Annotated in this window: 33 protein-coding genes and 1 pseudogene; 25 read left to right on the top strand and 9 right to left on the bottom strand. The window is 37.9% G+C overall.

What is annotated here, in order from left to right:
* Nucleotides 1-247: 247 nt before the first annotated feature.
* The 8 genes from ASU03_RS07965 to ASU03_RS07930 all read left to right on the top strand — a co-directional run bounded on the left by ASU03_RS07965 (nt 248) and on the right by ASU03_RS07930 (nt 5,244).
* A complete protein-coding gene (locus ASU03_RS07965; protein ID WP_057831335.1) occupies nt 248-586 on the top strand; it encodes a DUF805 domain-containing protein in 339 nt (112 codons plus the stop codon).
* 148 nt (nt 587-734) lie between these two features.
* Nucleotides 735-1,451, top strand: a complete 717-nt coding sequence (locus ASU03_RS07960; protein WP_057831334.1) for a hypothetical protein — start codon at nt 735-737, stop codon at nt 1,449-1,451.
* 436 nt (nt 1,452-1,887) lie between these two features.
* The gene (locus ASU03_RS22075) at nt 1,888-2,196 is read left to right on the top strand and encodes an excalibur calcium-binding domain-containing protein (RefSeq protein WP_157465858.1); all 309 of its coding nucleotides are present in this window, start codon (nt 1,888-1,890) and stop codon (nt 2,194-2,196) included.
* 130 nt (nt 2,197-2,326) lie between these two features.
* Nucleotides 2,327-2,788, top strand: coding sequence for a CPBP family glutamic-type intramembrane protease (locus ASU03_RS07950; protein ID WP_057831332.1), 462 nt, complete (start codon nt 2,327-2,329; stop codon nt 2,786-2,788).
* A 109-nt stretch (nt 2,789-2,897) separates the two neighbouring features.
* A complete protein-coding gene (locus ASU03_RS07945) occupies nt 2,898-3,254 on the top strand; it encodes a hypothetical protein (RefSeq protein WP_057831331.1) in 357 nt (118 codons plus the stop codon).
* A 457-nt stretch (nt 3,255-3,711) separates the two neighbouring features.
* Nucleotides 3,712-3,915 (top strand): hypothetical protein, encoded by a 204-nt coding sequence (locus ASU03_RS07940; protein WP_157465857.1) that lies wholly within the window; start codon nt 3,712-3,714, stop codon nt 3,913-3,915.
* Between the two features lie 502 nt (nt 3,916-4,417).
* Complete coding sequence (locus tag ASU03_RS07935; protein WP_057831329.1) at nt 4,418-4,792, top strand: hypothetical protein; 375 nt, start codon at nt 4,418-4,420, stop codon at nt 4,790-4,792.
* Between the two features lie 134 nt (nt 4,793-4,926).
* A complete protein-coding gene (locus ASU03_RS07930) occupies nt 4,927-5,244 on the top strand; it encodes a hypothetical protein (RefSeq protein ID WP_057831328.1) in 318 nt (105 codons plus the stop codon).
* A 295-nt stretch (nt 5,245-5,539) separates the two neighbouring features.
* Here ASU03_RS07930 and ASU03_RS07925 read toward each other — a convergent pair whose 3' ends face one another.
* From ASU03_RS07925 to ASU03_RS21425, 3 genes are read right to left on the bottom strand one after another with little or no spacing between them, the layout of a single operon-like run.
* Nucleotides 5,540-6,604 (bottom strand): IS91 family transposase, encoded by a 1,065-nt coding sequence (locus ASU03_RS07925; RefSeq protein WP_057831327.1) that lies wholly within the window; start codon nt 6,602-6,604, stop codon nt 5,540-5,542.
* On the bottom strand, nt 6,597-7,298 hold the full coding sequence (locus tag ASU03_RS07920; RefSeq protein ID WP_231731532.1) for a tyrosine-type recombinase/integrase: 702 nt from the start codon (nt 7,296-7,298) through the stop codon (nt 6,597-6,599). The genes ASU03_RS07925 and ASU03_RS07920 overlap by 8 nt, the downstream gene beginning before the upstream one ends.
* A gap of 49 nt (nt 7,299-7,347) precedes the next feature.
* Entirely contained in the window at nt 7,348-7,512 is a 165-nt protein-coding gene (locus tag ASU03_RS21425; RefSeq protein WP_231731531.1) for a hypothetical protein, read from the bottom strand.
* 223 nt (nt 7,513-7,735) lie between these two features.
* Here ASU03_RS21425 and ASU03_RS07915 point away from each other — a divergent pair, with 223 nt between their 5' ends.
* The 5 genes from ASU03_RS07915 to ASU03_RS07900 all read left to right on the top strand — a co-directional run bounded on the left by ASU03_RS07915 (nt 7,736) and on the right by ASU03_RS07900 (nt 10,089).
* Nucleotides 7,736-8,014 carry a type II toxin-antitoxin system RelE/ParE family toxin gene (locus ASU03_RS07915; RefSeq protein ID WP_005502904.1) on the top strand — a complete coding sequence of 93 codons (279 nt, stop codon included), beginning with the start codon at nt 7,736-7,738 and terminating at the stop codon, nt 8,012-8,014.
* Nucleotides 8,014-8,310 (top strand): HigA family addiction module antitoxin, encoded by a 297-nt coding sequence (locus tag ASU03_RS07910; RefSeq protein WP_057831326.1) that lies wholly within the window; start codon nt 8,014-8,016, stop codon nt 8,308-8,310. The genes ASU03_RS07915 and ASU03_RS07910 overlap by 1 nt, the downstream gene beginning before the upstream one ends.
* 358 nt (nt 8,311-8,668) lie before the next feature.
* Nucleotides 8,669-8,845, top strand: coding sequence for a hypothetical protein (locus ASU03_RS20660; protein WP_157465855.1), 177 nt, complete (start codon nt 8,669-8,671; stop codon nt 8,843-8,845).
* A gap of 131 nt (nt 8,846-8,976) precedes the next feature.
* The gene (locus ASU03_RS07905; RefSeq protein ID WP_057831325.1) at nt 8,977-9,633 is read left to right on the top strand and encodes a c-type cytochrome; all 657 of its coding nucleotides are present in this window, start codon (nt 8,977-8,979) and stop codon (nt 9,631-9,633) included.
* Between the two features lie 60 nt (nt 9,634-9,693).
* Nucleotides 9,694-10,089: a rhodanese-like domain-containing protein gene (locus ASU03_RS07900; protein ID WP_082627206.1), complete on the top strand. Its 396-nt coding sequence runs from the start codon at nt 9,694-9,696 to the stop codon at nt 10,087-10,089.
* 73 nt (nt 10,090-10,162) lie between these two features.
* Here the strand turns inward: ASU03_RS07900 and ASU03_RS07895 are convergent, their stop codons facing one another.
* A complete protein-coding gene (locus ASU03_RS07895) occupies nt 10,163-10,423 on the bottom strand; it encodes a Txe/YoeB family addiction module toxin (RefSeq protein WP_057831323.1) in 261 nt (86 codons plus the stop codon).
* The gene (locus ASU03_RS07890; protein ID WP_057831322.1) at nt 10,420-10,671 is read right to left on the bottom strand and encodes a type II toxin-antitoxin system Phd/YefM family antitoxin; all 252 of its coding nucleotides are present in this window, start codon (nt 10,669-10,671) and stop codon (nt 10,420-10,422) included. The genes ASU03_RS07895 and ASU03_RS07890 overlap by 4 nt, the downstream gene beginning before the upstream one ends.
* 480 nt (nt 10,672-11,151) lie before the next feature.
* On the opposite strand from ASU03_RS07890, the gene ASU03_RS07885 reads away from it, so the two are divergent.
* Together ASU03_RS07885 and ASU03_RS07880 are read left to right on the top strand one after the other, a co-directional pair.
* Nucleotides 11,152-11,493 carry a DUF6694 family lipoprotein gene (locus tag ASU03_RS07885; protein ID WP_057831321.1) on the top strand — a complete coding sequence of 114 codons (342 nt, stop codon included), beginning with the start codon at nt 11,152-11,154 and terminating at the stop codon, nt 11,491-11,493.
* Between the two features lie 127 nt (nt 11,494-11,620).
* Entirely contained in the window at nt 11,621-12,823 is a 1,203-nt protein-coding gene (locus ASU03_RS07880; protein WP_057831320.1) for an alpha/beta hydrolase-fold protein, read from the top strand.
* A 177-nt stretch (nt 12,824-13,000) separates the two neighbouring features.
* Here ASU03_RS07880 and ASU03_RS21420 read toward each other — a convergent pair.
* Nucleotides 13,001-13,117, bottom strand: a pseudogene (locus ASU03_RS21420) (IS110 family transposase); the annotation flags it as partial.
* A 169-nt stretch (nt 13,118-13,286) separates the two neighbouring features.
* Here ASU03_RS21420 and ASU03_RS07870 point away from each other — a divergent pair.
* Together ASU03_RS07870 and ASU03_RS07865 are read left to right on the top strand one after the other, a co-directional pair.
* A complete protein-coding gene (locus tag ASU03_RS07870; RefSeq protein ID WP_082627205.1) occupies nt 13,287-13,535 on the top strand; it encodes a hypothetical protein in 249 nt (82 codons plus the stop codon).
* Between the two features lie 439 nt (nt 13,536-13,974).
* A complete protein-coding gene (locus tag ASU03_RS07865) occupies nt 13,975-14,367 on the top strand; it encodes a hypothetical protein (protein WP_231731530.1) in 393 nt (130 codons plus the stop codon).
* Nucleotides 14,368-14,500: 133 nt separating this feature from the next.
* On the opposite strand, the gene bioA is transcribed toward ASU03_RS07865, so the two are convergent.
* Complete coding sequence (gene bioA / locus ASU03_RS07860) at nt 14,501-15,838, bottom strand: adenosylmethionine--8-amino-7-oxononanoate transaminase (protein WP_082627204.1); 1,338 nt, start codon at nt 15,836-15,838, stop codon at nt 14,501-14,503.
* A gap of 87 nt (nt 15,839-15,925) precedes the next feature.
* Between bioA and bioB the strand changes: the two genes are divergently transcribed.
* The 4 genes from bioB to bioD all read left to right on the top strand — a co-directional run bounded on the left by bioB (nt 15,926) and on the right by bioD (nt 20,050).
* The gene (gene bioB / locus ASU03_RS07855; RefSeq protein WP_231731529.1) at nt 15,926-17,041 is read left to right on the top strand and encodes a biotin synthase BioB; all 1,116 of its coding nucleotides are present in this window, start codon (nt 15,926-15,928) and stop codon (nt 17,039-17,041) included.
* A 73-nt stretch (nt 17,042-17,114) separates the two neighbouring features.
* Complete coding sequence (locus ASU03_RS07850; RefSeq protein WP_057831317.1) at nt 17,115-18,275, top strand: aminotransferase class I/II-fold pyridoxal phosphate-dependent enzyme; 1,161 nt, start codon at nt 17,115-17,117, stop codon at nt 18,273-18,275.
* On the top strand, nt 18,275-19,072 hold the full coding sequence (gene bioC / locus ASU03_RS07845) for a malonyl-ACP O-methyltransferase BioC (RefSeq protein ID WP_057831316.1): 798 nt from the start codon (nt 18,275-18,277) through the stop codon (nt 19,070-19,072). Before ASU03_RS07850 ends, bioC begins: the two co-directional genes overlap by 1 nt.
* Nucleotides 19,073-19,216: 144 nt before the next feature.
* Nucleotides 19,217-20,050, top strand: a complete 834-nt coding sequence (gene bioD / locus ASU03_RS07840) for a dethiobiotin synthase (protein WP_057831315.1) — start codon at nt 19,217-19,219, stop codon at nt 20,048-20,050.
* Nucleotides 20,051-20,074: 24 nt separating this feature from the next.
* On the opposite strand, the gene ASU03_RS07835 is transcribed toward bioD, so the two are convergent.
* Nucleotides 20,075-20,497: a type II toxin-antitoxin system HicB family antitoxin gene (locus ASU03_RS07835; RefSeq protein ID WP_057831314.1), complete on the bottom strand. Its 423-nt coding sequence runs from the start codon at nt 20,495-20,497 to the stop codon at nt 20,075-20,077.
* A gap of 675 nt (nt 20,498-21,172) precedes the next feature.
* On the opposite strand from ASU03_RS07835, the gene ASU03_RS07830 reads away from it, so the two are divergent.
* The 4 genes from ASU03_RS07830 (at nt 21,173) to ASU03_RS07815 (ending at nt 23,185) form a co-directional block, all read left to right on the top strand.
* Complete coding sequence (locus tag ASU03_RS07830) at nt 21,173-21,907, top strand: EAL domain-containing protein (RefSeq protein WP_057831313.1); 735 nt, start codon at nt 21,173-21,175, stop codon at nt 21,905-21,907.
* A gap of 72 nt (nt 21,908-21,979) precedes the next feature.
* Nucleotides 21,980-22,516 carry a peroxiredoxin family protein gene (locus ASU03_RS07825; protein WP_057831312.1) on the top strand — a complete coding sequence of 179 codons (537 nt, stop codon included), beginning with the start codon at nt 21,980-21,982 and terminating at the stop codon, nt 22,514-22,516.
* Between the two features lie 64 nt (nt 22,517-22,580).
* Complete coding sequence (locus tag ASU03_RS07820; RefSeq protein ID WP_057831311.1) at nt 22,581-22,832, top strand: hypothetical protein; 252 nt, start codon at nt 22,581-22,583, stop codon at nt 22,830-22,832.
* Between the two features lie 137 nt (nt 22,833-22,969).
* Nucleotides 22,970-23,185, top strand: a complete 216-nt coding sequence (locus ASU03_RS07815; RefSeq protein WP_057831310.1) for a hypothetical protein — start codon at nt 22,970-22,972, stop codon at nt 23,183-23,185.
* Nucleotides 23,186-23,354: 169 nt separating this feature from the next.
* Here ASU03_RS07815 and ASU03_RS07810 read toward each other — a convergent pair whose 3' ends face one another.
* Nucleotides 23,355-25,808 (bottom strand): TonB-dependent receptor plug domain-containing protein, encoded by a 2,454-nt coding sequence (locus ASU03_RS07810; protein WP_057831309.1) that lies wholly within the window; start codon nt 25,806-25,808, stop codon nt 23,355-23,357.
* Nucleotides 25,809-26,055 lie beyond the last annotated feature (247 nt).

The following is a 26,055-nucleotide window of genomic DNA, read 5'->3' as shown; positions in this document are numbered from 1 at the left end:
AGCGTAACTATTCGCTCTAAATAGTGAGTGTAATGGCTCAAATTCACGGTTTGGTATTTTCATTACGGTGCGTTTAAGTTATTGTTGTACTTGGTGAAAGTATGTTGCAACTAACAAGCAAATCAACAGGGACACGTAGAGCTTGCTCGTTTCCGCTTCGCTGCACATTTTAGCAAGCACCACTTAGCCCGTTATTTGGGCGTTAGTTGGCTAATAAAAAGTTTTTCAACAACAAGGAGAGTCCAAAATGGATTATTTTACAGGCGCACTGAAGAAATATGCTGACTTTACAGGTCGAGCACGTAGACAAGAGTATTGGATGTTCATACTGATATATATGATTATCAATATTGTTTTAGGTGTACTTGGTTTAGATTTAATTTCTGCGTTAGTAGGTCTTGGATTACTAATTCCAAGCATTAGTATTGCTGCAAGGAGATTACATGATACTGGACGTTCTGGTTGGTGGCAGCTAATAGTGTTAATACCTGTTATTGGCTTCATAGTGTTGATCGTTTTCTTGGCTCAAGATGGCCATGATGCAAATGATTATGGTGTTAACCCTAAGTCTGGTGTGCCAGCATAAAACCTAACAAGTCGTTTAAACGGAAAAATAACAGTTGGCCATCGCTTCGCGATTATAACCAACCATTATTTTCCGCTTAACGAGGCGTTAGGGCTCAATCAAATTAATATCAACTAGGAGAGTAAAATTGAAAAGGATCTATTTAACTATGTTTTTGGGAAGCATGTTTGCAAACTTAGCTTTGGCTGAAGTTAATCTCGAAGACCTAAAAAATATTCAAAATTTAGTTAAAAACGAGCAATATGAATTAGCCTTACAAAAACACGTGTGGTTTCATGAAGAATCTAAATCATCTTCAGGCATGGCTGGAGTTAGATTATCTTACGCCATTAGCGATTGGGTGGAGTTAGGTAATAAATATCCCCCTGCATTGATTGAACTACGTAGGATTAGAGATGACAACAAAGGTAAAATGCTCTCCGGTAAAGGAACCTTTAATGATTTTCACGACTTTTCGTCTATCAATAGAGAGCTAGGCGAAGAAATTGAAACAATTGAGTTATTTTCTGCATTAAGTCAAAACTATCCTATTCAGGCAAAGCGCCTCTATCACGTTGTTGAGGATCTATTAATAGAGAAAAAGGAATTTGAACTTGTCGATAAGTATATGGAAGATCCGATCTTTAAATATGAAACTTTACGACACTCCAGAGAACATAGTTTAAGTTACGCTAGGAAAAATGCAAAAGAAAGCTCTTCTATAAGTGTTGAATATAACGATAATCACTTTGTTGATGAAACCATTAAATTAATAAATGCGCTTTTAATACTTAATAAAAAGTCTGAAGCTATAGAAATTCATCAAAGAGCCATGCATTACTTTAAAAGTAAAAAGTTGGAAAGTATTATAATCCAAAAGCCCTAACAAGCACTTAAAACGGAACAAAAACAGTTGGTTAGGTTCCGCTTCGCTTCACATTATAACCAACTATTTTTGTCCGCTTAAGTGGGCGTTATATGTTTTTAAAAACTTAGCTTTAGGGCAAAACCTTTGCGTTTCGCCAAATCAGGTTTTTATGTTTAATCACGAATAGGTTTTGCACTGTCATTCGGTTTAATTATCGTTTACTGCACAACCATTCGTTCTAAATCGGTTATTTATGTGGCTCAAAATAGAGGCTAATGTTTATTTAACTGTGCCTTTAAGTTATTGTATCGCTTGGTTTTACCAGCATTGCATATAACAAGCAATTCAACAGGACACGCAACAGTTGGCCGCGTTCACTCCGTTCACAAGTATGGCCAACTATTACTTAGCCCGTTAATTGGGCGTTAGAGGTTTTATCAAGGATGGTGTTCAATTGAAAAATTTAATTATTATCATAGTCGTTTGTGCTGCTGCTTGGCAGTTCTACTTTAAAGACAGTACTCTCATCGAATCAACTCATACAAAAGCTGTTTCAGAATTCTCAAACAGTGATGCTATGAAAACGTTAGCTCAAGCTAAAGAGATAGCTAATCCTAAAATCACCTATAAATGCGATGGCAGACAACACTGCTCTCAAATGACATCATATGAAGAAGCGAAATACTTTATCCGTTATTGTCCCAATACGAAAATGGATGGCGACGGTGATGGTATTCCGTGCGAAATACAGTTTAATAAGTAGAGGTGCTTTCAAACCTCTAACAACATCAAACGGAAAATTTACAGTTGGCTGTTTTTCGTGCCTCAAACATTTTAGCCAACTATAATTTTCCGCTTATGTAAGCGTTAGCTTTCATCTCAAGGATGCAGATTTGTTCAAACTTTTATCAAACACTAATCAACCACTGAAACTGTATATATTTAAAATATACATATTAGCTTTATGTATAGGTTTGCCTATCGCTTTCTTAATTGACTATCTTGCTCCAAATGCAGAGGCACCTGATTTTGAAATAGGTGTAAGATCATTTTTTTCAGGTGTATTACTAGCACCAATATTAGAAACTTTATTAATGATTCCTATCATTGCATTAATAAGAAAAGTGACACCTAATATTTTATATGTCTCAATAATTAGTGCTTTGATTTGGGCAATCATGCATTCGCTTCAAGTACCTTTATGGGGAATAGGTGTTTTTACTCTTTTTTTCTTAATGTCTATGGCATATCAATATTGGGATAATCATTCAAGAGGTCATGCTTTGCTAGTAGTTATGATGATTCATGCTTTAAATAATGCGACGGTTTTAGCTTTTGTAGCGATTGAAAGCTAACAAGCAAATTAATCAGGACAAATAACAGTTGGTTTTTGCTCCTGCGTCGCCTATTTTAACCAACTGATACTTGCCCATTATTTGGGCGTTATACGATAGGAGATTATCTATGCACCTTGAGTTTTATGCACAAGAAGTCCATTATGCTGAAGCACTTGGCGGAGATATAATTCAGGTATCGTTTCAAGAGTATCCAGACCCCGAGGTTGATTACAACAAGAGCGATTTTCAGCTTCCTCCTTCAGTTAAAAGAATCTTTTTTTCAGCAAATTATGAATTCCCGCCTTGCGCAACCCATGTTGATTGGTGTGACGGCGAAGAGGAGGATGGTGGAGAATTGATTAAAGAAATAGAATTGACTAATAGATCGCTAAAAATGACTCTTAAAAATAATTACAGTTTTAATGTTAGCTTTAAAACTGACGATATAACGTTCCAAAAAATAAAATGTTTTTTAACAGGGTAATTTCCACAAAATCGTATAACAAGCAATTCAACGGGACACGCAACAGTTGGCCGCGTTCACTCCGTTCACAAGTATGGCCAACTATTACTTAGCCCGTTAATTGGGCGTTAGTTGGCTAATAAAAAAGATCGTCTAAGTGCTAAATAATTCAGTTTCACCAATTCACTGTTTGGTACTTTACCGCGAATAAGTTAGTCACTTTAATCACGTTTCTGAAAGGTGTATTAGCGTAACTATTCGCTCTAAATAGTAAGTGTAATGGCTCAAATTCACGGTTTGGTATTTTCATTACGGTGCGTTTAAGTTATTGTTGTACTTGGTGAAAGTATGTTGCAACTAACAAGCAAATCAACAGGGACACGTAACACTTGCTCGGTTCCACTTCGTTTCACATTGTAGCAAGTATTACTTAGCCCGTTATTTGGGCGTTAGAATACTAATCACGTAAGGATGCAAAATGTCGAATTCTCTATCTATGCCTGGCATAGAATCAAAATACAAAAGCACAAAAGCACATAAGCACAATCAGCAACTTTTATTTCAGGCCTTTGGCATGGGCTTTTATTACCTCTTTTTTTCCTTATTAGCTTGTTTAACGATAAAGTCAGTATTTATGAAACCAATAATAATGGTAGCTGGTATCACTTTGGGCTTATTGTAGGTATTTATGGTTTTGCTGGTAACACAATTAATATAACTTTTGGCACAACAGTATTCTAACAAGCACTTCAAACGGAACAAAAACAGTTGGTTAGGTTCCGCTTCGCTTCACATTATAACCAACAATTTTTGTCCGCTTAAGTGGGCGTTATATGCGGTTAAAACCTGAGTATTAGAGCAAGACAATCTTTTTAGTTTTACGCTAAATCAGGTTCAGTTTAATTACTAATAAGCATTGCCTCTTTTACCTTTTTCAAAGGTGGCAACGCTATTAAGTTTATTCAATCAGTTGTGAGTAGCGTAAAAATTCACAGCTTAATTATGTATTACAGTGCCTTTAAGTTAGTGCAAAGCTTAGTTCTACCAGCGTTGCATATAACAAGCAATTCAACGTGACACGCAACAGTTGGCCGCGCTCACTACGTTCACAATTATGGCCAACTATTACTTAGCCCGTTAATTGGGCGTTAGGTGCAAAATAAACTTATGCATTCGAGGCAACTATGGATAAATACAATCCTGATCAACCAGTAAATTCTAAAAATTGGTTAGCACTTGATGAAGCTATACGAATTGAACTGGTTCATGACTTTCACTCAGAGTTAGACCTTGAAATGGTTGATGAAGCTTTAAGCTTACATTCAACAATCCATGTGCTAGTTGAAAATCAATTAGCTCTGGGGATTGAATTGATACCTGAAACTATTGCTAAACTTACAAGGCAAGGTTTGAATCGACATGAAGCAATCCACGCTATTGGTGCGCTAATTTCAGAAGATATCTTTGATGTCCTAAATGGAAATGCAGAAGAGTTTTCTCAAAAAAAGTACAGAAGAAAACTTGAAAAAATCACAGCGAAAAGGTGGCTTAAAGGGTAGTATTAAAGTTTGCACCTAACAAGAATTTTCAAGACGGACAAATTACAGTTGGCTTTTTGTTCGTGCCTCACTTATTTTAGCCAACTGTAATTTGCCGCTTAAAATGGCGTTATATTTTTACTACAGGGATTCGTATGGATAAAGTAGAGTGTCAATCATGCAAGGCTAATGTTGTACCGAGGTTATGGCGTATAGAAGGCAATTTCTTTTTCGACAACTCTCACGAGCACTCTTGTCCGATTTGTGGTGAATTAATGTATACGTCAGGAGGGAAATTTCATTTTCGCGGTATTGAGATGGTCTTTAGTGCTATAGCATCATTATTTATAGGGATGATTATTGGGGGGATATTTTTCCCCGGAGGAGTAGTCGGTTTAATATTGTCTGTAGGTCTGTTCTTATTTAGGCATCAAATTAAAAAAATCATCATGTCCAAGTTTCAAAAAATATAATAAACAAGGATAGGTTGCGCGCAGCCGCAACTTTATCCTGTTGTTGAACAAGCCCGGTTGCTTAGTTGTACTCTATTAAAGGAAATATATAAATACTGAGGTAGGTGGTTTTCAATGCCATGGTTGTTGGTGTTTTTTTAGGGTGAGTGCCGCCACAATCGCAACATAATCCTTTGCAATTTGTCGTACAAAACCGGGTTATTTTTACATCGCTAACCCTCAATTCATTCATATTGATGCTGCTGAACAAACAGCATTACGCACACAAATCCCTCTGTTAATACACATCCTTGTTTTATCTCGTTCTACCTAAGATAATTTTATTGCCAATGCGCATCAGGTAAAGTTCCATCGGTTGATGGCATTTGTCACAACACACGGCTTTTTTAATCACGGGCACCAGCGGTGGCAAGGTCACTTTTAATTGCAGCTGCAAACGCTTTAACGTTGCTTTGGTATTACCGTGCAAAAAGCCATAATTACGCGCTCGCCTGAATCCTTTGGGCAAAACATGTTGTATTACTCGCCACAAAAACTGACAAGCATGCTCGGTGATGGTTTTAAACGTTTTACTCCCACTGTCTTTGTACTGAAAAGTGACCTCATCGTTTTCAAGTGCGAGAATATTGTTTTCACTGAGCACGCCGCGATATAAATACCGAGCGAGGTAGGTTAAGGCTTCACTGCCTTTACCGACATATTCACAGTCAGCATTCCATTCGCTGGGTGTTTTACTTGGCAGGTAGTATGAGGCATCCCTCATCATCGCTATAAACTTACCGCGAAATACCTTGGCTAAGTTATCCGCAGTAAAAAGGTATTTACCTGCTTTGCTTAGCCAGCAGGTTTTACTTTTGTTTAATCCTCCCGCGGGCACGATAAAGTGCACATGGGGATGAAAATTAAGTTGGCGAGAATGCGTATGCAATACCGCGACTAAGCCGTTGCATTCACCGAGTTTTTTATCGTTTTTAAAGAAGTCATTGAGCGTTTCTTTGGCCGCAAGGAACATCGCCTGATACGCCCACTTTTGATGAGACCAAACAAAAGGCCGTAACTGTGCTGGTAAGGTAAAGGTTGCGAGGTAGTAATCGAGTGGCAATAATTTTTGTTGTTGCATGGCTAACCAATGACTGTTGCACTTATGTTGACACGCAGGGCAATGACGATGACCGCAAGAAGGTAATACAGTTTTATCTTCATGACAATCATCACAGTGGTATAACATCGCTCCGGCAGCAGGTGTATGACAGGCTATAATTTGTTTAAGCGCGTAGTGGTGTTTGGCTTGTAGCTTTTTACCGTAGCGCTGTTCAAACATAACGTGATATTTATGGGCGATGGTGGCTAAGTTAATCATGGTTTTGCTCCTGCCAACGAATACTCAACGTATTGATAATGTTATTAAGCATTACCGCACTGTTGTGTTTGGCTTCTTGGGTCATGCGGGTATACCTGGCGGTAGTTATTGGACTTGCGTGACCCAGGAACACTTGAATAGCACGTAAACTCAAACCGTGCTCAAACAGGTGTGTCGCAATGGAATGGCGCAGGGTATGGACATGAACATTCTTGCTAATTCCGCAGTCTTTGGCGACGATTTTAATGGTTTTTTGTATGCCACCTCTTTCCATCAACCAAGGTTTAATGGCGTTATTCTTAGGGTCAACCCTACCAGGAAACAATAGGCTTGGATGACGATGGGTTTGCCAATAACGCCGCAAGGCTAACAAGGTTGCTTGTGGTAAAGGCACGAGTCGGTCACTTTTAGATTTAGTATTACGTACATGCACCTGCATTAATTCACTGTCGATATCGGCAATGGTCAAGTTGAGCGATTCACTTAAACGTAAACCTAAGCTGTAGGTAGTGAGATAAAACACCTGATAGCGAAATTTACGGGTGGCATTGATAATCGCCGCCACTTCGTTAAGGGATAATACCGCTTGAATTACTTGGTGTTTGGGCGGTTTAACAATGTTAACCCATACCCAAGGCCGCCCTAAAACATGGCGATATAAAAACTGAATGGCGCAACGACTAATTTTAACCATGCTCCAGGATTTATGTAGCACTAAGTAGTGAAAATAAGTCTTCAGCTGCTCAGGTGTTAAAGTTAACAGGGCAGACATCAAAAAAGGTGGCCACTTGGCGAATACAGCGACTGTAACTGTCGATAGTTTTAGTACTTTTTCCTTGTAAGGTCAGTTCGTTAAGGTAAGATTGGTAGATTGAATTAAAGTAAGCTTGCTCTTGTGTATTCATCATGAATACCTCCCGTTAATCACCGCCGTTATTGACGGATAGTTTAAGTAGAGACAAGTTTGGTTTTTCTGCCGCATAGCGGCTTCGTTCAACAAGCGTTTTAATAAGGACAAAAACAGTTGGCTTTTGCTCCTGCGTCGCTTATTTTAGCCAACTATTTTATTGCCCATTAAACGGGCGTTATATTTTTATCGACAAGTGATGCGCATCACGCTACACTTATTGCATGATTAAATCTTTCAAGCACAAAGGTCTTAAGAAATACTTCCAGACGGGTAGTATTTCAGGTATTCAGGCAAAGCATCAACGTAAGTTACGTATGCAACTTGCTGCAATCGATACCGCACAAGAAATTGATGATATCAATTTACCTGGCTTTAAATTACATCCCTTAAAAGGGAATCGTGACGGGGTTTGGTCTATTACTGTAAATGGTAATTGGCGCATTACTTTCGAGTTTATCGATGGTAATGCTTATATTCTCAACTATGAGGACTATCACTAATGAGTATGCATCATAATCCGCCACACCCTGGGGAGTTTATCTATGACGTTTATTTGGAACCATCTGGTATTAGCTGTCGTTATTTAGCTAAACAGCTAGATGTTGCATCGTCTACTTTAAATAGAGTTCTAAAAGGCCAAAGCGCTATCTCACCAGAAATGGCACTTCGCTTATCGAAAGCAATTGGTAGAACTCCTGAGAGTTGGCTATCAATGCAAGACAACTACGATCTCTGGCATGCTAAACAGCAAATCAATTTAACCAATGTCCACTTTGTAAATTTTGCAGTGGCATGAAAAATATAACAAGCTGTTCAAACGGAAAATCTGATAAATGTATTGAAGCTAAAATAGATTTGGCTATTGCTGAAACAGATAAAAATACCAGTGAAATTAAAAAGCAAAGTGCACTAATTAGCAGTACGTGCATATAAGGGTTTTCAAGACGGAAAAATTACAGTTGGCTTTATGTTCGTGCCTCAGTTTACCTAAACTTGTTTTACAATAGAATTAAAAGATGGGTATATTATCCATACAAGAACATCAAACGGAAAAATTACAGTTGGCTGTTTTTCGTTCCTCAAACATTTTAGCCAACTATAATTTTCCGCTTATGTAAGCGTTAGCAGTATTAGTTCTATATGGAGTATGCATCATGGATAGAGATCAAAAAAATAAAATCAAAGAGCCAAGTCTATTTGAGCAATTATTACCTACTGAAATGGGGTTAATGCAATCACTAGGTGCATCTAAAACGTTAATAATAATGTTGGTGGTTATTTTAACTTTATTCTGTGGGTTAGGTTTGTTTTTATTAAAAATGTCGACCTAGAGGTTAGTGGTACAAACTGCTAACAAGCAAATTAATCAGGACAAATAACAGTTGGTTTTTGCTCCTACGTCGCTATTTTAACCAACAATCTTTTGCCTGTTAATTAGGCGTTAGTTTTACAAGGATGTTTTGTGCACAAATTAAAGTTAGCATTAATCGCAGGTGTTTCTTTCATTATTTTAATGGGTGGAATCAGCCAAAGGCATATAATAGAATGCCAGCTCATTACACCTTCAGGGTATTTAGAAATAGAGCCGAACATATTTTTTTGTCCTTCAATTAATAATATCCAAAGTGATGAGTTACTTTCTAATATCAACTTGGCAAAGTCTCGAATAAATAACACATTTGGAAATATGACATCCTCTCCTAAGGTAATCATTACTGTAACTGAAAACGAAGCAGTAAGCTTTGGTTCTAACCCATACGGAGTCACACATTTAAGCGTCCTTGGTCAATGTATTGTCTTGGGCCCTGAAGGTCAAAATATTGATGTGATTGCTCAAAACGAAAATATAACTCCTATTGATTTGGATGAGTCTCCTATATCGGGTGACGCTTCAAAAGGTAAAAAGATTTTTTCTAAAAATTGTGCAAGTTGTCATGGTGCAGAAGGAGAGGGGATCACTGCGCCTGCTTTAGGTGATCAATTATTCCTTTCAAGCGCTACTGATAGCTATCTAAAACACGCTATTGTAAATGGTCGGGATGGTACGCCGATGCAGAGTTTCAATGAAATTATAGAGGTTCAGGGTATTAACGATGTCGTGGCGTACCTAAGAAGCTAAGCGTCAGGTTGGAGCCGTAAACCTGCTCAACTTGCCAAGTGGCCGAATCCAAACGAGTACATTATCAACCCCATTGGTGAATCACCGCAATTTAGTTTAAGAGAAGGCAGGTATGTCCCAGCACGTGAGGTTGAAAAAGCATTAAGAAATAAGAAAAGATTTATTATTTTGGATACACGCCCAGGTTCAGCTTGGCAACGTATCCATATTTCTGGCGCAGTTCCGATGCCTTATTATCGAGATAAATCAAGAATTGCTGAAGACTTACCCAATGATGATACTTGGATCATTGCTTATTGTGCATGCCCTCATGCTGCGTCAGATTCGGTGATAAACCACCTTCGCAGTTTAGGGTACAAAAATACTGGAGTTATTGACGAAGGTATTCTCAAATGGATAGATATGGGCTTACCGGTTGTTGCAGGAAAGGACAAAATCAACCGCATAATTGAATAATATCAGGATCGAATGCAGGGGAGCATAACAAGCCATTCAAAAGAACAAAAAACAGTTTGCTGTTAATAGGGCGTTATGTGCCGTAATGGTAGCGGAGTTGTGCAATTAGAATTGAGCCGTCTTGTTGCTTATAAACTATTCTATGTTCATCATTTATACGACGAGACCAATATCCTGACAATCCATGTTTTAGGGGTTCTGGTTTTCCAATACCTTCATTTGGAGATCTTTGAATATCTTTAATAAGTAAATTAATACGTTTTAGTATTTTTTTATCGGTAGTTTGCCAATACAGGTATTGCTCCCAAGCTTTGGTTGAAAAAGTTAGCTTCATTCAATAAGCTCTCTTTCAGTACCATTACCAGCTTCAAGCTCAGCAATTGATTCTAATAGGTTTCTTGCATTGGCTGGTGATCTAAGTAAATATGTTGTTTCCTGCATTGCGTTGTAGTCTTCCAAAGACATCATAACAACAGGATCTTCACTTTTACGAGTAATAATAATTGGGGCATGGTCGTTACAAACATGCGCCATTGTGCTTGCTAAATTTGCTCTTGCTGCCGTGTAGCTTATTGCATTCATGTAGTACTCCAAAGTGTTCATGTACGTTTATTTGTACATGGTAGCGTAGTGGCACATAACAAGCAATTAAACAGGGACAAAAAACAGTTGGCACCGCTAATCAAGTGAAGTTTTATTGTAAAAGCGGTGTTTTATAAATAGGCTTGGTATGTGTTTAGGTGAGTTTTCGCCATTCTGTTTTGTTCTTTAATCAGCGAAATTCAACCTCATTTGTCAATATTAAGGTTTCATGCGTTCGCTTCAAAACGGCTAATTGCGTGGCTCAAAATTCAACTTTATTTTGTGGCGGTACGGGTATTCTTTATTATTTTTTATACAGTATGTTATGGTAATGCATTGTTATCGTAGGGATTTTAACCAAAACAACTAACAAGGCAATCAAACGGACACGCAACAGTTGGCTCGTTTCCGCTTCGCTTCACATTTTAGCCAACTGTTACTTAGCCGCTTATTCTGGCGTTATATTTATAAGGATATTCGATGAAAAATTTACTGGTAGTTATCACAATTTTTATTCTTAGCGCTTGCGCTAGCACAAAAAAGGATTTTTTATTTGACGGTTCAACAATTGAATCAACTCAACAAGGTATTTCTAAAGTCTCCAAACGTTTAAAACCAATGCAGCAAATAGAATTTATGATGGCTCTAATGGCTATTCAATTTTCAGATGTTAGTAGTGTTAATGAAATAATTGGTGATCCTACAATGACTAGTGAAATGAACTATTTCATTATTGGCAAAAAAATTGACGGTTTAAATTACTACGGTGTCCTAGATTTAGCTAAGTCTTCACCGACTAAAGTTAGTGTAGGTGCAAAATAAATATAACAAGGCATTTAAACGGAACTTGATCTTACCCCGCTTTTAGGGGGTAATTAATAACAAACGAGTAATTCTACAAGCTCGTTAAGTGCTTAGTGTAACTTTCCAATTGGAGTCATAATTAATAATGTTAAAGCTTTTATGTGCCTTTTTGTCTTTTGTTTCGCTGTGTGTTTCTGCTGAAGCTATTAATATAGGCGAGAAGTTTTCTCTTGATTCAAAAATATTAGGAGAACAAAGAGGATATTGGATTTCGTTACCAGACTCCTATAAAAAAAATGGATTCAAAAAGTATCCTGTATTTTATTTTCTTGATGCCGATCAAAATCATTTTTTTCAAACCTTTTCAGGAATGGTGAAGCAGATGGGGTCTGATGCCAGCCCTCAAATTCCAGAAATGATATTTGTCGGTATATCCATGGGGTCAGGTTCAAAACGTTATTTTGACGCCACCCCGACCGAATCAACTGTTCAATACGGGGGTAAGAAAAACGATTCTATAAAGACGGGGGGAGCTAGCAAGTTTCTTAAATATCTACAACAAGAGCTAATCCCTCACATTGATACTACATATAGCACATCAGATTATCGCTTACTTTCAGGATATTCCGTTACAGGAATGCCAGTCATTCTCGCTCTGTATACGATGCCGGAAATATTTAATGGTTACATAGCTGTAGACCCAAGTATATGGTTTGACAATCATGTGATGCTACGTCGCACCGAAAATTTCATTAAGAATGTTAAGTTAAATAAACGTCGATTATTTTTAGCTTCCTCGCACAGAGTGGGTGCAGTTTATCCTAAAGAAAATTTTACACTCGAGTTGTTGGAAAAGATGAAAGTAACACCCAAAGAAGGGTTGGATTTTGGTTCTGTAATTTACGGCCTTGAAGAAAATCATCAATCAATGCCTATATTAAGTTTTTACAAAGGCCTTCGTCATATCTTTGATGGTTACATGATCGACGAAGAAGCACGTTTTCGACCAGCCAATGAACTCAAGAATCATTTCCAGAAATTATCTGAAAAACTTGGTTCAAGTTTTTTTCTAAATGAAGGAGTAGTACAATATTTTGGATATGATAATTTGTACAATACTCAGTTTGGTAATATAAATATAAATCAAGCTATTGAATATTTTAAACTTAACGTTGAGAACTACCCTAAATCTTATAGTGCATGGGATAGTCTAGGCGAAGGATATTTAGTTAATGGGGAAAATTCTCTAGCATTATCTGCATATAAAAAAGCGCTAGAATTGAGTCCAAACAACAAAAGTATAGAAGTTCAAATAGAAAAAATTAAATTGTTAAAACAGAAAAATTAAAACGGTGCACTTAACACATATGAGCCTATCTCTCGTCAATAGCCAATAGTGTTCTTTTAGCTGCCGTTAGGCAGCTAGTTGTTATCAATCAGTAAATTCGCCTTCTTCGTTATGTCGGTCAGTCGTTAAACGCTCGTTTACGGCAAACACATATCGAAGTAAAGCCAGAGGGTCTGGGCCAATCTTTTGATGAACAAGTATATTTCCTTGTTGATCTAAGATGCAAACATAAAGAATTTTGGCATGTAAGTCGATTCCGCAATAATATTTATGTAAAGTAGTATAGAATTTCATCGAGCTTTCTCCTTTTGGTTTTGTCACCTTAAAGTTTAGCTAAACGCTGAAATTTGGGGAGGAGGCTCAATTAGTATCAAGCACTTCAAACGGACAAAAAATATTTGGTTGTTTTAACTCCGTTCAACAGTTTAACCAGCTATATTTAGCCGCTTAGCAAGGCGTTATAGTGCAAAATTTTGTCGATTGGTACAACAACAAACATAGGCATAGTAAAATAAACTTCGTTACTCCAGCGCAGCGTCATCGTGGCGAAGACAAAGTAATTTTAGCTAATAGAGCGTTAGTACTAAAAAAGGCAAGAGAGGCAAACCCAATACGCTGGTCTCGTGAGGTCAGAAATTGCGAACCAGCAGGCTCAGTATCATTGAATCCAGAAAAGGAAAGTATAAAAAATGAACAAAAAGAAGGCGCTTAATAAAATTAGGGTAAACACCGCCCATACCTATACAAATTTAGATTTACTCTATATAACCAAAAAATAGGATGCTTTGTAAAATACCGGACCAAAAAATAAATAATAATACCTTTATATTTTGTTTAATGGAAATTTTATATTTAAAACACACTCAGTCTTAATTACATCAGTTATTGCTACACCTGATGTATTAACCTTTTATTCTTACCTAATTGATTAAAAGAGCTTTATACCAAGTTGACGCTATTATTTACCCTTCACGCTAAGTGAGGGATAAATTTAAACTAAATTGCTATTATGCTAAAAATGGGGTGATATGCTACCGTGACAAGGCGTAAATGTAATGAGCAATACCAAAGTAAGGCAATGAACAATAACAAATAGTGCTTGATAGCAATAAAAAGTACATAAATGGCTGCAAACAAGTTGAATTACACCAATGATGACACAAAAGAGTGATGGAGAAAGGAAAGTGGCGCGAAGAGAAGAGCGCAGAAAAAACACCGACTTTTGGATTTACCTGCAAACAAGTTTAGCCCTGTTCAGTTGGATATTTTTTTTGGTCGCACTGATCATGTCATATTATGCGGCACCCGATCAATATTATGGGATATTACGTTATTATGATATTGAAATTCGACAATTTTGGTTAACGCCACTAACCGGGTATTTATATATACTGTTATGGCTGAGTACCTTGGGCGCTTATATAGCGCTGATGACGGATAAATATCGCTGTCGCCGGTACATTGATAACCGCCATTACCACTTGATGTTCTTAATTGTCGTTAACCTTATTTGGTTAGTGTATCTATTAGTTGAGGCTCCTTAACTAATGAACCAGAACTAAGGCACTGAAGGTAAGGCCAAATGATTATCCTGTGCCAATGGCTTTAAGGCAGATGCCTCTAAGCCATTTAAATCTTGATGAGTGGCAATTCACTTTATAGACTTGCTATCACACTCTAACTAAAACAATCATCTTCGTCTAACACAGTAGCGATGGCATGTACTAATGTTGTTAACTGCTCAGTATTAATGATCAGTGGCGGAATAATATAGATTAAAGTGCCAAAAGGTCGGATCCATACACCTAATTCAACAAAGCGTTTTTGTATCTTAGCAACGTTAACCGTTTGTCGACATTCTATTGCACCAATGCTGCCTAACACACGTGCATCGATAACTCTTGGGTGGTTATGCAAAGGTTTTAGCAGATTAATAAGCGTACTTTCAATTTTTTGTACCTGAGCTTGCCAATCATTTTCAAATAATAAATCAATGCTAGCATTAGCAACGGCGCAGGCGAGGGCATTACCCATAAACGTTGGACCATGCATAAAGCAACCAGCAACACCCTCACTAATGGTTTTGGCAATGTTTGTAGTACATAAGGTTGCCGCTAGGGTGATATAACCACCTGTTAATGTTTTACCTAAACACATGATATCTGGGCTAATGCCTGCCCATTCACAGGCAAATAGTTTACCGGTACGGCCAAAACCGGTGGCGATTTCATCAACGATAAGCAAGACATCATACTGATCACATAAGTTTCGACAGGCCTTTAAATACTCAGGGTGATAAAAACGCATACCACCCGTCCCTTGTACTATGGGCTCAATAATAAAGGCGGCTATCTCGTGATGATGCTGAGCGAATAAAGCCGAGAGCTCAGTGACATCATTACTGTCCCATACTTGACCAAATTTAACTTTCGGCGCGGGGGCAAAATAATGCTGCATTAATACTTGTTCAAATATTTGATGCATGCCGGTCACAGGATCACAAACCGACATGGCCGCAAAGGTATCACCGTGATAACCATTTTTAACCGTTAATAATTTGGTTTTAGTTAACGTATGCTGGCTTTTTTCGGCCTTAGCATGTTGATATTGCAAAGCCATTTTCATCGCTATTTCAACACTGACCGAGCCGGAATCAGATAAAAATACTTTTTCCAGACCTGGCGGAGTTAACTTCACCAACTTCTCACATAAGCGGATAGCACTTATATGTGTTAAACCGCCAAACATCACATGCGACATCTTTGCCGCTTGCTGTTGCAGGGCGGCATTTAACTTAGGATGATTATAACCATGTAAAACAGACCACCACGAAGACATGCCATCAATAAGTTGTTCACCGCTGGCTAAATTGATGGTTACCCCTTGGGCACTGTCAACCAAATAGCTTGGCAGTGGCTCAGACATTGAAGTGTAGGGATGCCAGACATGTTCTTTATCAAGGCGCAGTAAGGAATTTTGATCCGACGGGGTTATGTTTGTATGTTTATTGTTCATTTGTTAACTAAAAATCTTATTAATCGTTGACATCATGCTTAGTCTGGCTAGACTACCCGTTAAGTTAACTAGATGCAATTGAGTTCTATGTCAGATTTAAATATGTCCGAAGCAGTATTAACACCGCAAATAACACCACCCGTATCAGCACCAACACAGTCACTAAATTCAATCGTTCGTCACAATTGGAATTTAAAAGAAGTCCAAGCATTATTTGCTATGCCTTTTAGTGACTTAATGTTTAAAGCGCAAACAATACACAGAGAAAACTTTAATCCCAATGAAGTACAAGTGAGCACTTTATTATCGATTAAAACCGGTGCTTGTCCTGAAGATTGTAAATACTGTTCACAAAGCGCACGTAATAAAACTAACTTAGAAAAAGAAAGTTTATTAGCCGTTGATAAAGTATTAGAAGCGGCACAACGCGCTAAAGACATGGGCTCAACTCGTTTTTGCATGGGCGCTGCATGGCGTAACCCGAAAGAACGTGACATGCCTTATGTACTTGAGATGGTTAAACGTGTTAAAGCCATTGGTATGGAAACATGTATGACTTTAGGTATGTTATCTGTTGAGCAAGCAGGTCGACTAAATGATGCTGGTTTAGATTACTATAACCATAACCTAGACACTTCACCTGAGCATTACAATCAAATAATTACCACCCGTACCTTTCAAGATAGACTCGATACTTTAGGTAATGTCCGCAGTGCCGGTATGAAAGTTTGTAGTGGTGGCATTGTCGGTTTAGGTGAAAAAGCAACAGATCGTGCCTCTTTATTAATACAACTCGCTAACCTAAGCCCACAACCAGAAAGTGTGCCTATTAATATGTTAGTGAAAGTTGAAGGTACACCTTTAGCCAATGTTGATGATTTAGACAGTTTCGATTTTATTCGCTGTATTGCCGTTGCCCGTATTATGATGCCGAAAAGCCATGTACGATTATCCGCTGGACGTACCGCTATGAATGAACAAATGCAAGCCATGTGTTTCCTTGCCGGCGCTAACTCAATCTTTTATGGTTGTAAGTTACTGACTGCCGATAACCCTGAAACAAATCAGGATATGGCTTTGTTTAAAAAGTTAGGCATCAATACCGAAACGGTGGTTGATGATAGCGCTTCAACAGAGCAGATACTTAATACCGCCATTGTTGATCAACAACATAGCGATCAGTTTTACAACGCATCTACATAACAACAGTCTTTGAGCTAACGATAAACTTTGTTAGCTCATTGTTGAATTTATCCTTTCAGGAAAATATTCATTTATGACCTTTGATTTTATTCGCACTGACGTTGAACAGCAAAAATCTAAGTCTCGCTATCGTCAATTGGTTTGCAATAGTATGGCTAGCCAAGGCAATGAAATCGTTATTAAAGGCAAGTGTTACTTAAATTTTTCTTCCAATGATTATTTAGGCCTAAACGGTCATGCGCAAATAAATAAAGCGCTACAAGAAGGCGTAGATAAGTTTGGTACTTGTGCAAGCAGCTCAAGTTTGGTCACTGGCTATCATTATGCTCATCAAGCATTAGAAGAGGATATATGTCAGTGGTTAAATAAGCCAAAGTGCTTGCTTTTTACCAGTGGTTTTAGCGCTAACTTAGCACTATTTCATGCCTTAGGTAAAAATGAGCACAGCCACTTTTATCTGGATAAGCTAAGTCACGCGTCAATGATCGATGGTGCTTATCAAAGCAAAGCCAAAGTAAAACGCTTTAACCATAATGATATTGACCAGCTTGCTCGACTACTCACACGTACTGACCACAGTGCACTGGCTAGTAGCAATAAACTGATTGCCTCAGAAGGGGTGTTTAGTATGGATGGTTGCCAAGCGAAAGTGTTGCAACTTGCTCAGCTAGCAAAATCGCACCATGCTTGGCTTTATTTAGATGATGCCCACAGTATTGGTGTCATTGGACCTAAAGGTCAGGGCAGTAATAGCTTTGCTAATATTGATATTACCATGGCCACGTTTGGCAAGGCCATTGCAACGAGTGGCGCCTTTTTAGCCTGTGATGAAAATTTACATGAGTACTTGGTCAATTTCTCTCGGCACTACATTTACTCTACGGCAATGTCACCCGCCATGGCTTGGGCAACAAAAAAAAGTATTGCCCTTATCCAAACTGAGCATTGGCGCCGAGAAAAAATTAGTGAACTAAGTGCATTATTTAGTGTCCTACTGGCAGACAATATTGAGTTAGTCACCACACAATCTTCAATTCATGCCATAATAATTGGCGATGAAAAAAAAGCGCTTATGGTCAGTGAAAAACTAAAAACTCAGGGTATTTGGTTAACAGCTATTCGTCCACCCACGGTGGCAGTCAACAGTTCTAGGTTACGCGTTACCATTTGCGCCAATCATAATACCAAAGATATCAAGTATTTAGCAGAATGCATTAATAAGGCTATCGCTTAATGGCTCAAACAGAACAAACAAATACAGACAGAGTAAAGATTGCCAAAAGTTTTGGCTCTGCCAGTAAATCCTATGATGTATCCGCAAGGTTACAACGTTTTTCCGGTAAACATCTGATGCCTTGGTTACCTAATCGCAATGATCTGACCGTGTTAGATTTAGGCTCAGGCACAGGATTTTTTACCGACTTGTTAGCCGGGTCTTATGAGCAAGTTATCGGTTTAGACATTTCAACTAAGATGCTCAATTTTGCCAAAGAACATCGTAATAAAAAAATAATATGGCTTGAAGCGGATGCCCATGACATTCCGCTTAAAGATAATAGTATCGATTTTATTTACTCAAATTTAGTGATTCAATGGTTCGAGCCACTCGATGAAGCCATTACGGAAATGTTAAGAGTATTAAAACCCGGCGGATTACTTATCTTCACCACCTTAGTGGATGGTACGTTACATGAATTAAAATCTTCTTGGCGACAAGTGGATGATGATCAACACGTCATTGATTTTAAAACCGTCACTGAGCTAAATACTTTATTCAATAATGATAACGGTAAATTGGTCGAGCAAAAATGCCAAGATATTATTTTAGAATATCAAAATGTTATTCATTTAGCGCGTGAGTTAAAAGGTTTAGGGGCTAATCATCTGGCGCAGAAAAAAAATAGAGGCCTGTCAGGAAAAGATAAGTGGTTTAAAATGACCGAGCATTATAAAGATTTTCTTGAACCCAGTGGTATTTATCCCGCCACGTATCGTTTATTTTCTGGTTTGGTTGTTAAGTTAAATAACTAACAATAACAATAACAGTAAAAAGTTAAATTCTTCTACTATTCACCTTAGTATTAATAAACACTAAGGTGCTACTATTAACAAAACAATGAGCAAAATATCCGCCAAGCTATCCTCTCGTATAGAAAGCCTATTTAAGCAGTTTTTATGAAACAATTTTTTATCACCGCCACAGATACTGATGCCGGTAAAACGTTTGTCAGTTGCGCTTTAATTAAGGCGTTAACTCAGGCTTTAATTCGTCATAACAATCACTCCACCCATAAAACCATAAGCGTTGCGGCCTTTAAACCCATCGCCGCCGGTTGTGAATTAGTCGATGGCCAGTTAATAAATGAAGATGCTAAGCGACTCAGTGAATTTGCTAATTGCCAGCAAAGTATTGCTGATATCAATCCAATTGCCTTTGAGCAAGCGATTGCGCCACACATTGCGGCAAAAAAACAAAATATACGGCTTAGCGTTGCGCAAATAAATCATCATTATCAACAAGTAAAATCACTTAACGCCGATGTTATTTTAGTCGAAGGGGCGGGCGGTTGGCGATTACCCCTTGGCCCTTTACCACGTATAACCAATTCGGTAAATACCAAAAATCACACCGATAAAAAAATTGAAAGTAATGCGGATGATATAAAACCGGCTTACCAATTTTTGTCAGACTTTGTTAAAGTGGCAGAGCTAGACGTTATTCTCATTGTTAATATGAAGTTGGGTTGTTTAAATCATGCCTTATTAACGCATGAAACGATAAAAGCAGATGGTCTACATTGTATTGCTTGGATTGCCAATTGTGCAGGGAGTGAGCCGATGAATAATTTGTCAGAAAATATCAGCGAGCTTGAACAATTATTACCTATGCCCAAAATTGCCCAGTTTGATTTCTATAGCGATATTGATAGCCAAGGTAAAGAAATAACTTTTCATGAAAAAATTCGTCTTGCGGCTCAGAAAATTAATTTAGCACCCTTAGTAACATAATTTTTTGTTTACTGATTGGCAAAACTATTTTTGTAATTCAGCAAAGCAAGCACTGGCAATGAATCCTGAGCGAGTTTTGTAATCCGATGATTTACTTACTTTGTCATCTATTTGAGCAATAAGTAATTCAGGCAGGGTAACATTTATTTTATGGCTCTTACCAAGGTAGGGGGTAATATCAATACTGACTATCGCCCAAAAAGCGTGGACAAAAGTATGTGGATTTGCCAAAATATAGTTTTTTCTATGTTGTTCTAAGCCTTGTGCATTTGGGATTTTTTCCCCGTATTCCGCCAAAATAGCAAGATGTGATTGTATTGCTTTTATCACTTCTTCCATGCCTAAATCAATGGTCTTCTCGGTAATTTGACAGCCCGGAAGATCAGGTACGGACACCTGATAATCAGTGCTTTTTTCAGCTTGAGTAAACACCACAGCATACTTCATTTTTAACTCTCAACAACAGCAAAAAGACCCATTAGTCATAATAACTCTGATAACTCATACTTACAATATATCGATAACCCCTCTAACCCCACTGAAACCGTGCAAATAACTCCGGTAACTCTATGTGCTGATAGTAATGGTAACCCCGACAACCCCGTAATCTTTCTGTAGGTGAATGTTTACTATGATTGCAACTATTTAATAATCAGAGAATGAATGCATTAATCATCGGTAAGTTAGTTTATTTTTATAAGTGTTTTTTATCTACGCTAGTTGAAACTTACCAAGTTGGACTTAATGATTAAGCTAGGTGGCTAGAGTTACCATTTATCATGGCTCAGCAATACCTAGCTCAGCCAAAGGACAAGAAAATCCCATAACATATCAGTAATATTAGCCACTATTATTAGTCGTTATAGCAAATAATTTAATTGCCGGTGTTCGATATAAATGAAGGCAAACATGGTCACAAAGTAGCCCGAATAAAGTTATGATGCGCTTAATTTTATTTATTGAGGCACGAGTATTACTGCTATTTTAGCCACATTGCGTAAATTAATGGCAATCAAGCACGATTTTCGAAACACTTCTTTACATGATAATCATTCTTATTTACAGTTGGGCTTCCATATATGTTGTAGGAATTGCTGACTAAGTAATTATCAGCTGTAGTTAATGAAAGATAAGAAATTACTCAACGCAGAGTGTTTAATTGATCTATTGGAAAATAGGCGCTTTGGGGTTGAATACCAACCAATAATTAGTTGTAAAAGCCAAGAGATTTTTGCTTATGAATCCCTCGCAAGATTCTATACTGCCAATAACGATTCAATTCGGCCTGACCTTGTTTATGAATCGCTACATACTAGCCCATTAAGTTTGTTTCAAATTGAATACCAACAAAAGAAATTACAATTATCTTATGCCGTCAATGGCCATGATATTTTTGTAAATTTAGATCAAGACTCTTACTTTGCCTGTGGTGTCATTGGTCAAAATAATCCCTTTCTAAAATTGTTTAAAGATTTCCAAAAGTCTAAGGTCGTGGTTGAGTTAATAGAAAACTCGGAAATTAATGATGCTATTAGGAGTTTGGCCATGATTGATAACCTAGCTCAAAACAATATTGCTACCGCGATAGATGATGTTTGTAATCCGCAATCCATGATTTCCACCTCTGTTATTCAACTTGTTGATTACATCAAACTTGATAAGTTCGTGATAAAAAACAAAAAAAATCGTAACTTTATGTTACTGGTTAAATCGATTATCGATTACGCCCACAGTACAAATAAAAAGATAATACTAGAAGGGGTAGAGACCGCAGAGGATTTAAATCTTGCTAAACAGCTTAACTGTGATTTTGTCCAAGGCTTTTATTACCGTCATCTTTTTAAGAAGGTAGGTTAAGGTCTGTTAATCACGTTATTAACACCATACACTGATACTTACTTACCTTTCCCCTCAATATTGAGTACTCATATGAAAAATAATATCAAAAAATCTATACGTTTACTTTGTAGTCTAGTGACTTTTGTCGGCTGCTCAGCTTTTGCCTCTGATCTAAAGGTTGGCGATAGCGCGCCAAACTTTAACTTACAAGCAACCACAGGTGGCTTTTACCAGCTGAGTGATTATCAAGGTAAACAAGCCGTCGTCTTGGCTTGGTATCCCATGGCAAACACACGTGGCTGTACTATTGAATGTAAATCGTTAACTGAGCAAGGCCACCTTATTCGTGAATATGATGTCAGCTACGTCATGGCAAGTGTTGACCCCATTGATGATAATCGCGCCTTTGCTGAGAAAACGGGTGCAGATTTCCCTATGCTAAGTGATCCCACTAAGGCCACAGCAAAAGCTTATCAAGTACTTAATATGTTTAGGGTGGCTAGTCGGGTAACATTTTATATTTCTAAAGAAGGCAAAATTTTAAAAATAGATGACGATATTACCCCCAAGTCTGCCGCGCAAGATATTGCTAATAACCTAGCAGCGCTAAATATAGATAAGAAGTAGCCTAATCGACTCAGCATGAGTTTAAAGCCTAGGTATATCAAGGCTAGACTGAAGATAATATTTTATGGCAAAACCCAATAAAAAAGGTCCAAGTAAAACAGTCGATATCTATTGCAAGGGCTGTAACTTTCTCCTGTTCAAATATAGGAAAGCCGGTAAGGGTGCTTTACTCAAATGTTTTAAAGAACGTATTAGTAAAGATTTTACCGATGTAGCTTGCACCTGCCCGCAATGCGATAAAGTATTTGCCCGAGAATGTTTAATTCGAGGCACGCCCGCGTTTAAAATGATCGGTGGTAAAGTCTGGTGTAAATAGCTTGTTAACGTATTGTTGTGGATATACTCTATTTGGTAACTAAAAACAATTGAACACATTTTTAGCACAACTTATAGCATTTATAAATTTTTTGTCCGCTATGATATGTGCACATAACTTATATTAGGATTGGCTCATTGGATATCGAACAAGCGAGAATAAAAGCTGTATCTAATCATATGACTACCATCAGCATTGATAATAAACCTTTTGTGCCATTAATTAAGGTCAAGCGAAGTGAGGCATTACTTGCTAGCAATATCAGAGTGATGCTATCGAAAAGACGTTCTAACCGTATTCATTATTTTTTGCAGATGTATTCGAATAAAATCACCTTGGTTAATGAAGATTAGGCTGAGGACGTTTATCGCTGTGACAGACCCTTCCGCTTAGTATCTGCTTTGAATTACATAAAATGTTATGTCTAATAAAAAGCACCCGCTAAAAACGGGTGCTTTTTTTATGCATAACGCTAAAAGACTTAATCGTTATTGGAATATTTATTAGCTAAATATGACTTGATCAGAAATTATACGAAGCTCTCATATAATATTCCCGTCCGGAAAGAGAGAAGGGGAAACTCGTCCAGCCATATTTAAAACCAATCTGAGGGAAAAATCCGCCGTTATCGCCCCATTCATCAGGATACTCATCGGTTAAGTTTAAGATACCGCCGCTGATGCTGACGTTATCGGTGACTTGCCATTGCGCGGTAACATCAAATAAACTTTTTGCACCCCATGTCGTTTCTTCTGTGCCATAAGAAGCTGAAGTAACTTCACCATAATAGGTCATTCGGGCTGTTACCGACCAGTTATCCATATCAAACATGGCTGATAAGGCCGCTTTGTCTTGTGGTTGTGCTTTCTCCACTAATAATTCTTGTGCATGATTGAAAATAATTTCATCAGGCACCATAGCAGAAGAAGTATTAATACCACTTACTTGGGTATTATTATGGTGATAAGAAAGCTCATAGACTACATCCATATTGCTTAGCGTTTGTGTATATTGATTAACCCAATCAAGACCAAAGGTCTCAGTGTCAATAGCATTAGTGAAAATGGAAACATTTTTCACTCCGTCTAAAGCCTGGTTTGCACCAGAGTGGCGGTCAAAAAACGCATCGATGTCAGCATTAATACCACGGGAAATATTACCAGAGTAAACAATACGATCATCAATATTGATTTGATAAATATCAAGGGTAGATGAGAAATCACCCTCATTATAAACCACACCAAAAGATATATTGGTTGAGTTTTCTTCTTGTAAGTCACTAAAGCCGAGTTCACCTGCTAATGATTCATTAGGACGTAAAGTCACTAAATCAGCAAGTTCACCATTATCTAACGATATTGAACGTTGAGTGAAATTAGCTTGTTGCATACCCGGCGCTCTATAACCGGTAGAAGCAGAAGCTCTAATGGCTAAACTATCGGTCAAACTTAAATGTGTTGATAGCTTACCAATAACCGTACTACCAAAATCATCGTAGTTTTCATAACGAACCGCACCCGTAATTAACCAATCTTCGGTCACTGATGTTTCGGTATCAAAATAGAAAGCAAAGCTATCTCTGTCGGTATCTATCTCCATTGCGGGGCTATATCCTTGGAAACCTTGCATGCCAGGAACGGTGATCTCATCGCCAGTACAATTTGTCATTGTCGGGTCGCCGCTTGGGTTAACTGATTCAGCACATAATGTATTACCACGCGCGTAAGTGACCATATCACCCGCTTCTTGGGCGAAACCATCAATTCGATATTCAAAACCAAAAGCAATAGAGGTTTCATAATAAAAACCTAAATCTACTTCTGTCACCGCATCAACATTAAAGGTAGTTTGACTGTAAACTAGCGCACCATCATAAGCGGATGTTGGGCTGTCTGGGCCATAACTGGCGTTTAAAGAGTCTAAATTACTGAATTCAAATCTATTTTCACCCGTTACTAGGCTAGCATCAAAGTCCCATTCACCGATTTGTGTTTTAAAACCAGCGGCTAAAGAAAAATCTTCTGATTTTGAGCCAAGTCTTGGGGTAATGCCTTGTGGAAATAACGCGCTCCATACTCGGTCATCCGCAGCGGGGCGATAAAAACCTAATGATTCACCCTCTTTGGTGGTATAGCCACCAAATGCATAGAACTCACTACTTTCACCTATATCGTAAGAAAAGTTAGCCCACAGACTGGTCATTTCAGTGGCGGCTTCACCAACAAGTAACAGTTGGCGCGGTTCATCAATAGAGCCAAACCAATCTGTAGGTGTTGCTCTATTTATCTCACCACTATCTGAATATTCGAAGGTTAGGTTTAACATACCTTTAGTACCAAGGGCTAAACCATAATTACCACCAAATTCAGTTGATTCACCATCACCTTCACTGGTTTGACCATATTGTGCCCAAACAGTGCCGCCTTCATCGCCTTTTAAAACGATATTAATAACACCGGCAATTGCGTCAGAGCCATATTGGGCAGCAGCACCATCGCGTAGTATTTCAATATGTGAAATAGCCGTCATTGGGATTGAGCTTAAATCAGTACCCGCACTTCCTCGACCAACATTTTCTTGTACGGCAACTACCGCTTGTTGATGGCGACGTTTACCATTGATTAGTACTAATACTTGATCTGGACCTAAACTACGTAATGTTGCCGGACGCATTAAATCTTGGCCATCTGAGGTAGTAGTATTATTCATGTTAAAGGAGGGCGCTAGTTTTCGTAACATATCAGGTATACTGGTTGCACCTGAGTTTTTAATTGCCTTTGCAGAGATAATATCAATAGGTGCTGGGCTATCAGCAACGGTGCGGTTAGATATTCGTGTACCAATACTGATAATTCGCTCAATGTCGGCGTATTTAGCGCTGTCAGAGCTCTTTGTTTCTGCGGAAAAACTTGAAGTACTGGCTAGTGATAAGCAAACAGATAAAGCGATAGTACTGTAATTAAAGCGTCTTTTCATATTCTTAATCCCATCATTATTTTTATTAAATTAGCTATTCGGTAGCACTACTACTTTGATTTTTTTTGTTATAAATTATTGCTTTTAGGTAATGAAGCGCAAATTTTTGTTACCTAAGTAACATACAATGAAAACTTTCATCTGAACAGTCATTCTTTAGTCTTAGATTAATCAGGAAAGCGAATAGTGATTTTTTGTCAGTGCTTAGTTAAGTTTTGGTAAATACAGTGGAGGGATAATTTTCACG

The sequence above is a fragment of the Colwellia sp. TT2012 genome (assembly GCF_001440345.1).
In the GTDB taxonomy this organism is placed as follows: domain Bacteria; phylum Pseudomonadota; class Gammaproteobacteria; order Enterobacterales; family Alteromonadaceae; genus Colwellia.
This window is presented reverse-complemented; position numbering and strand designations above follow the sequence as displayed.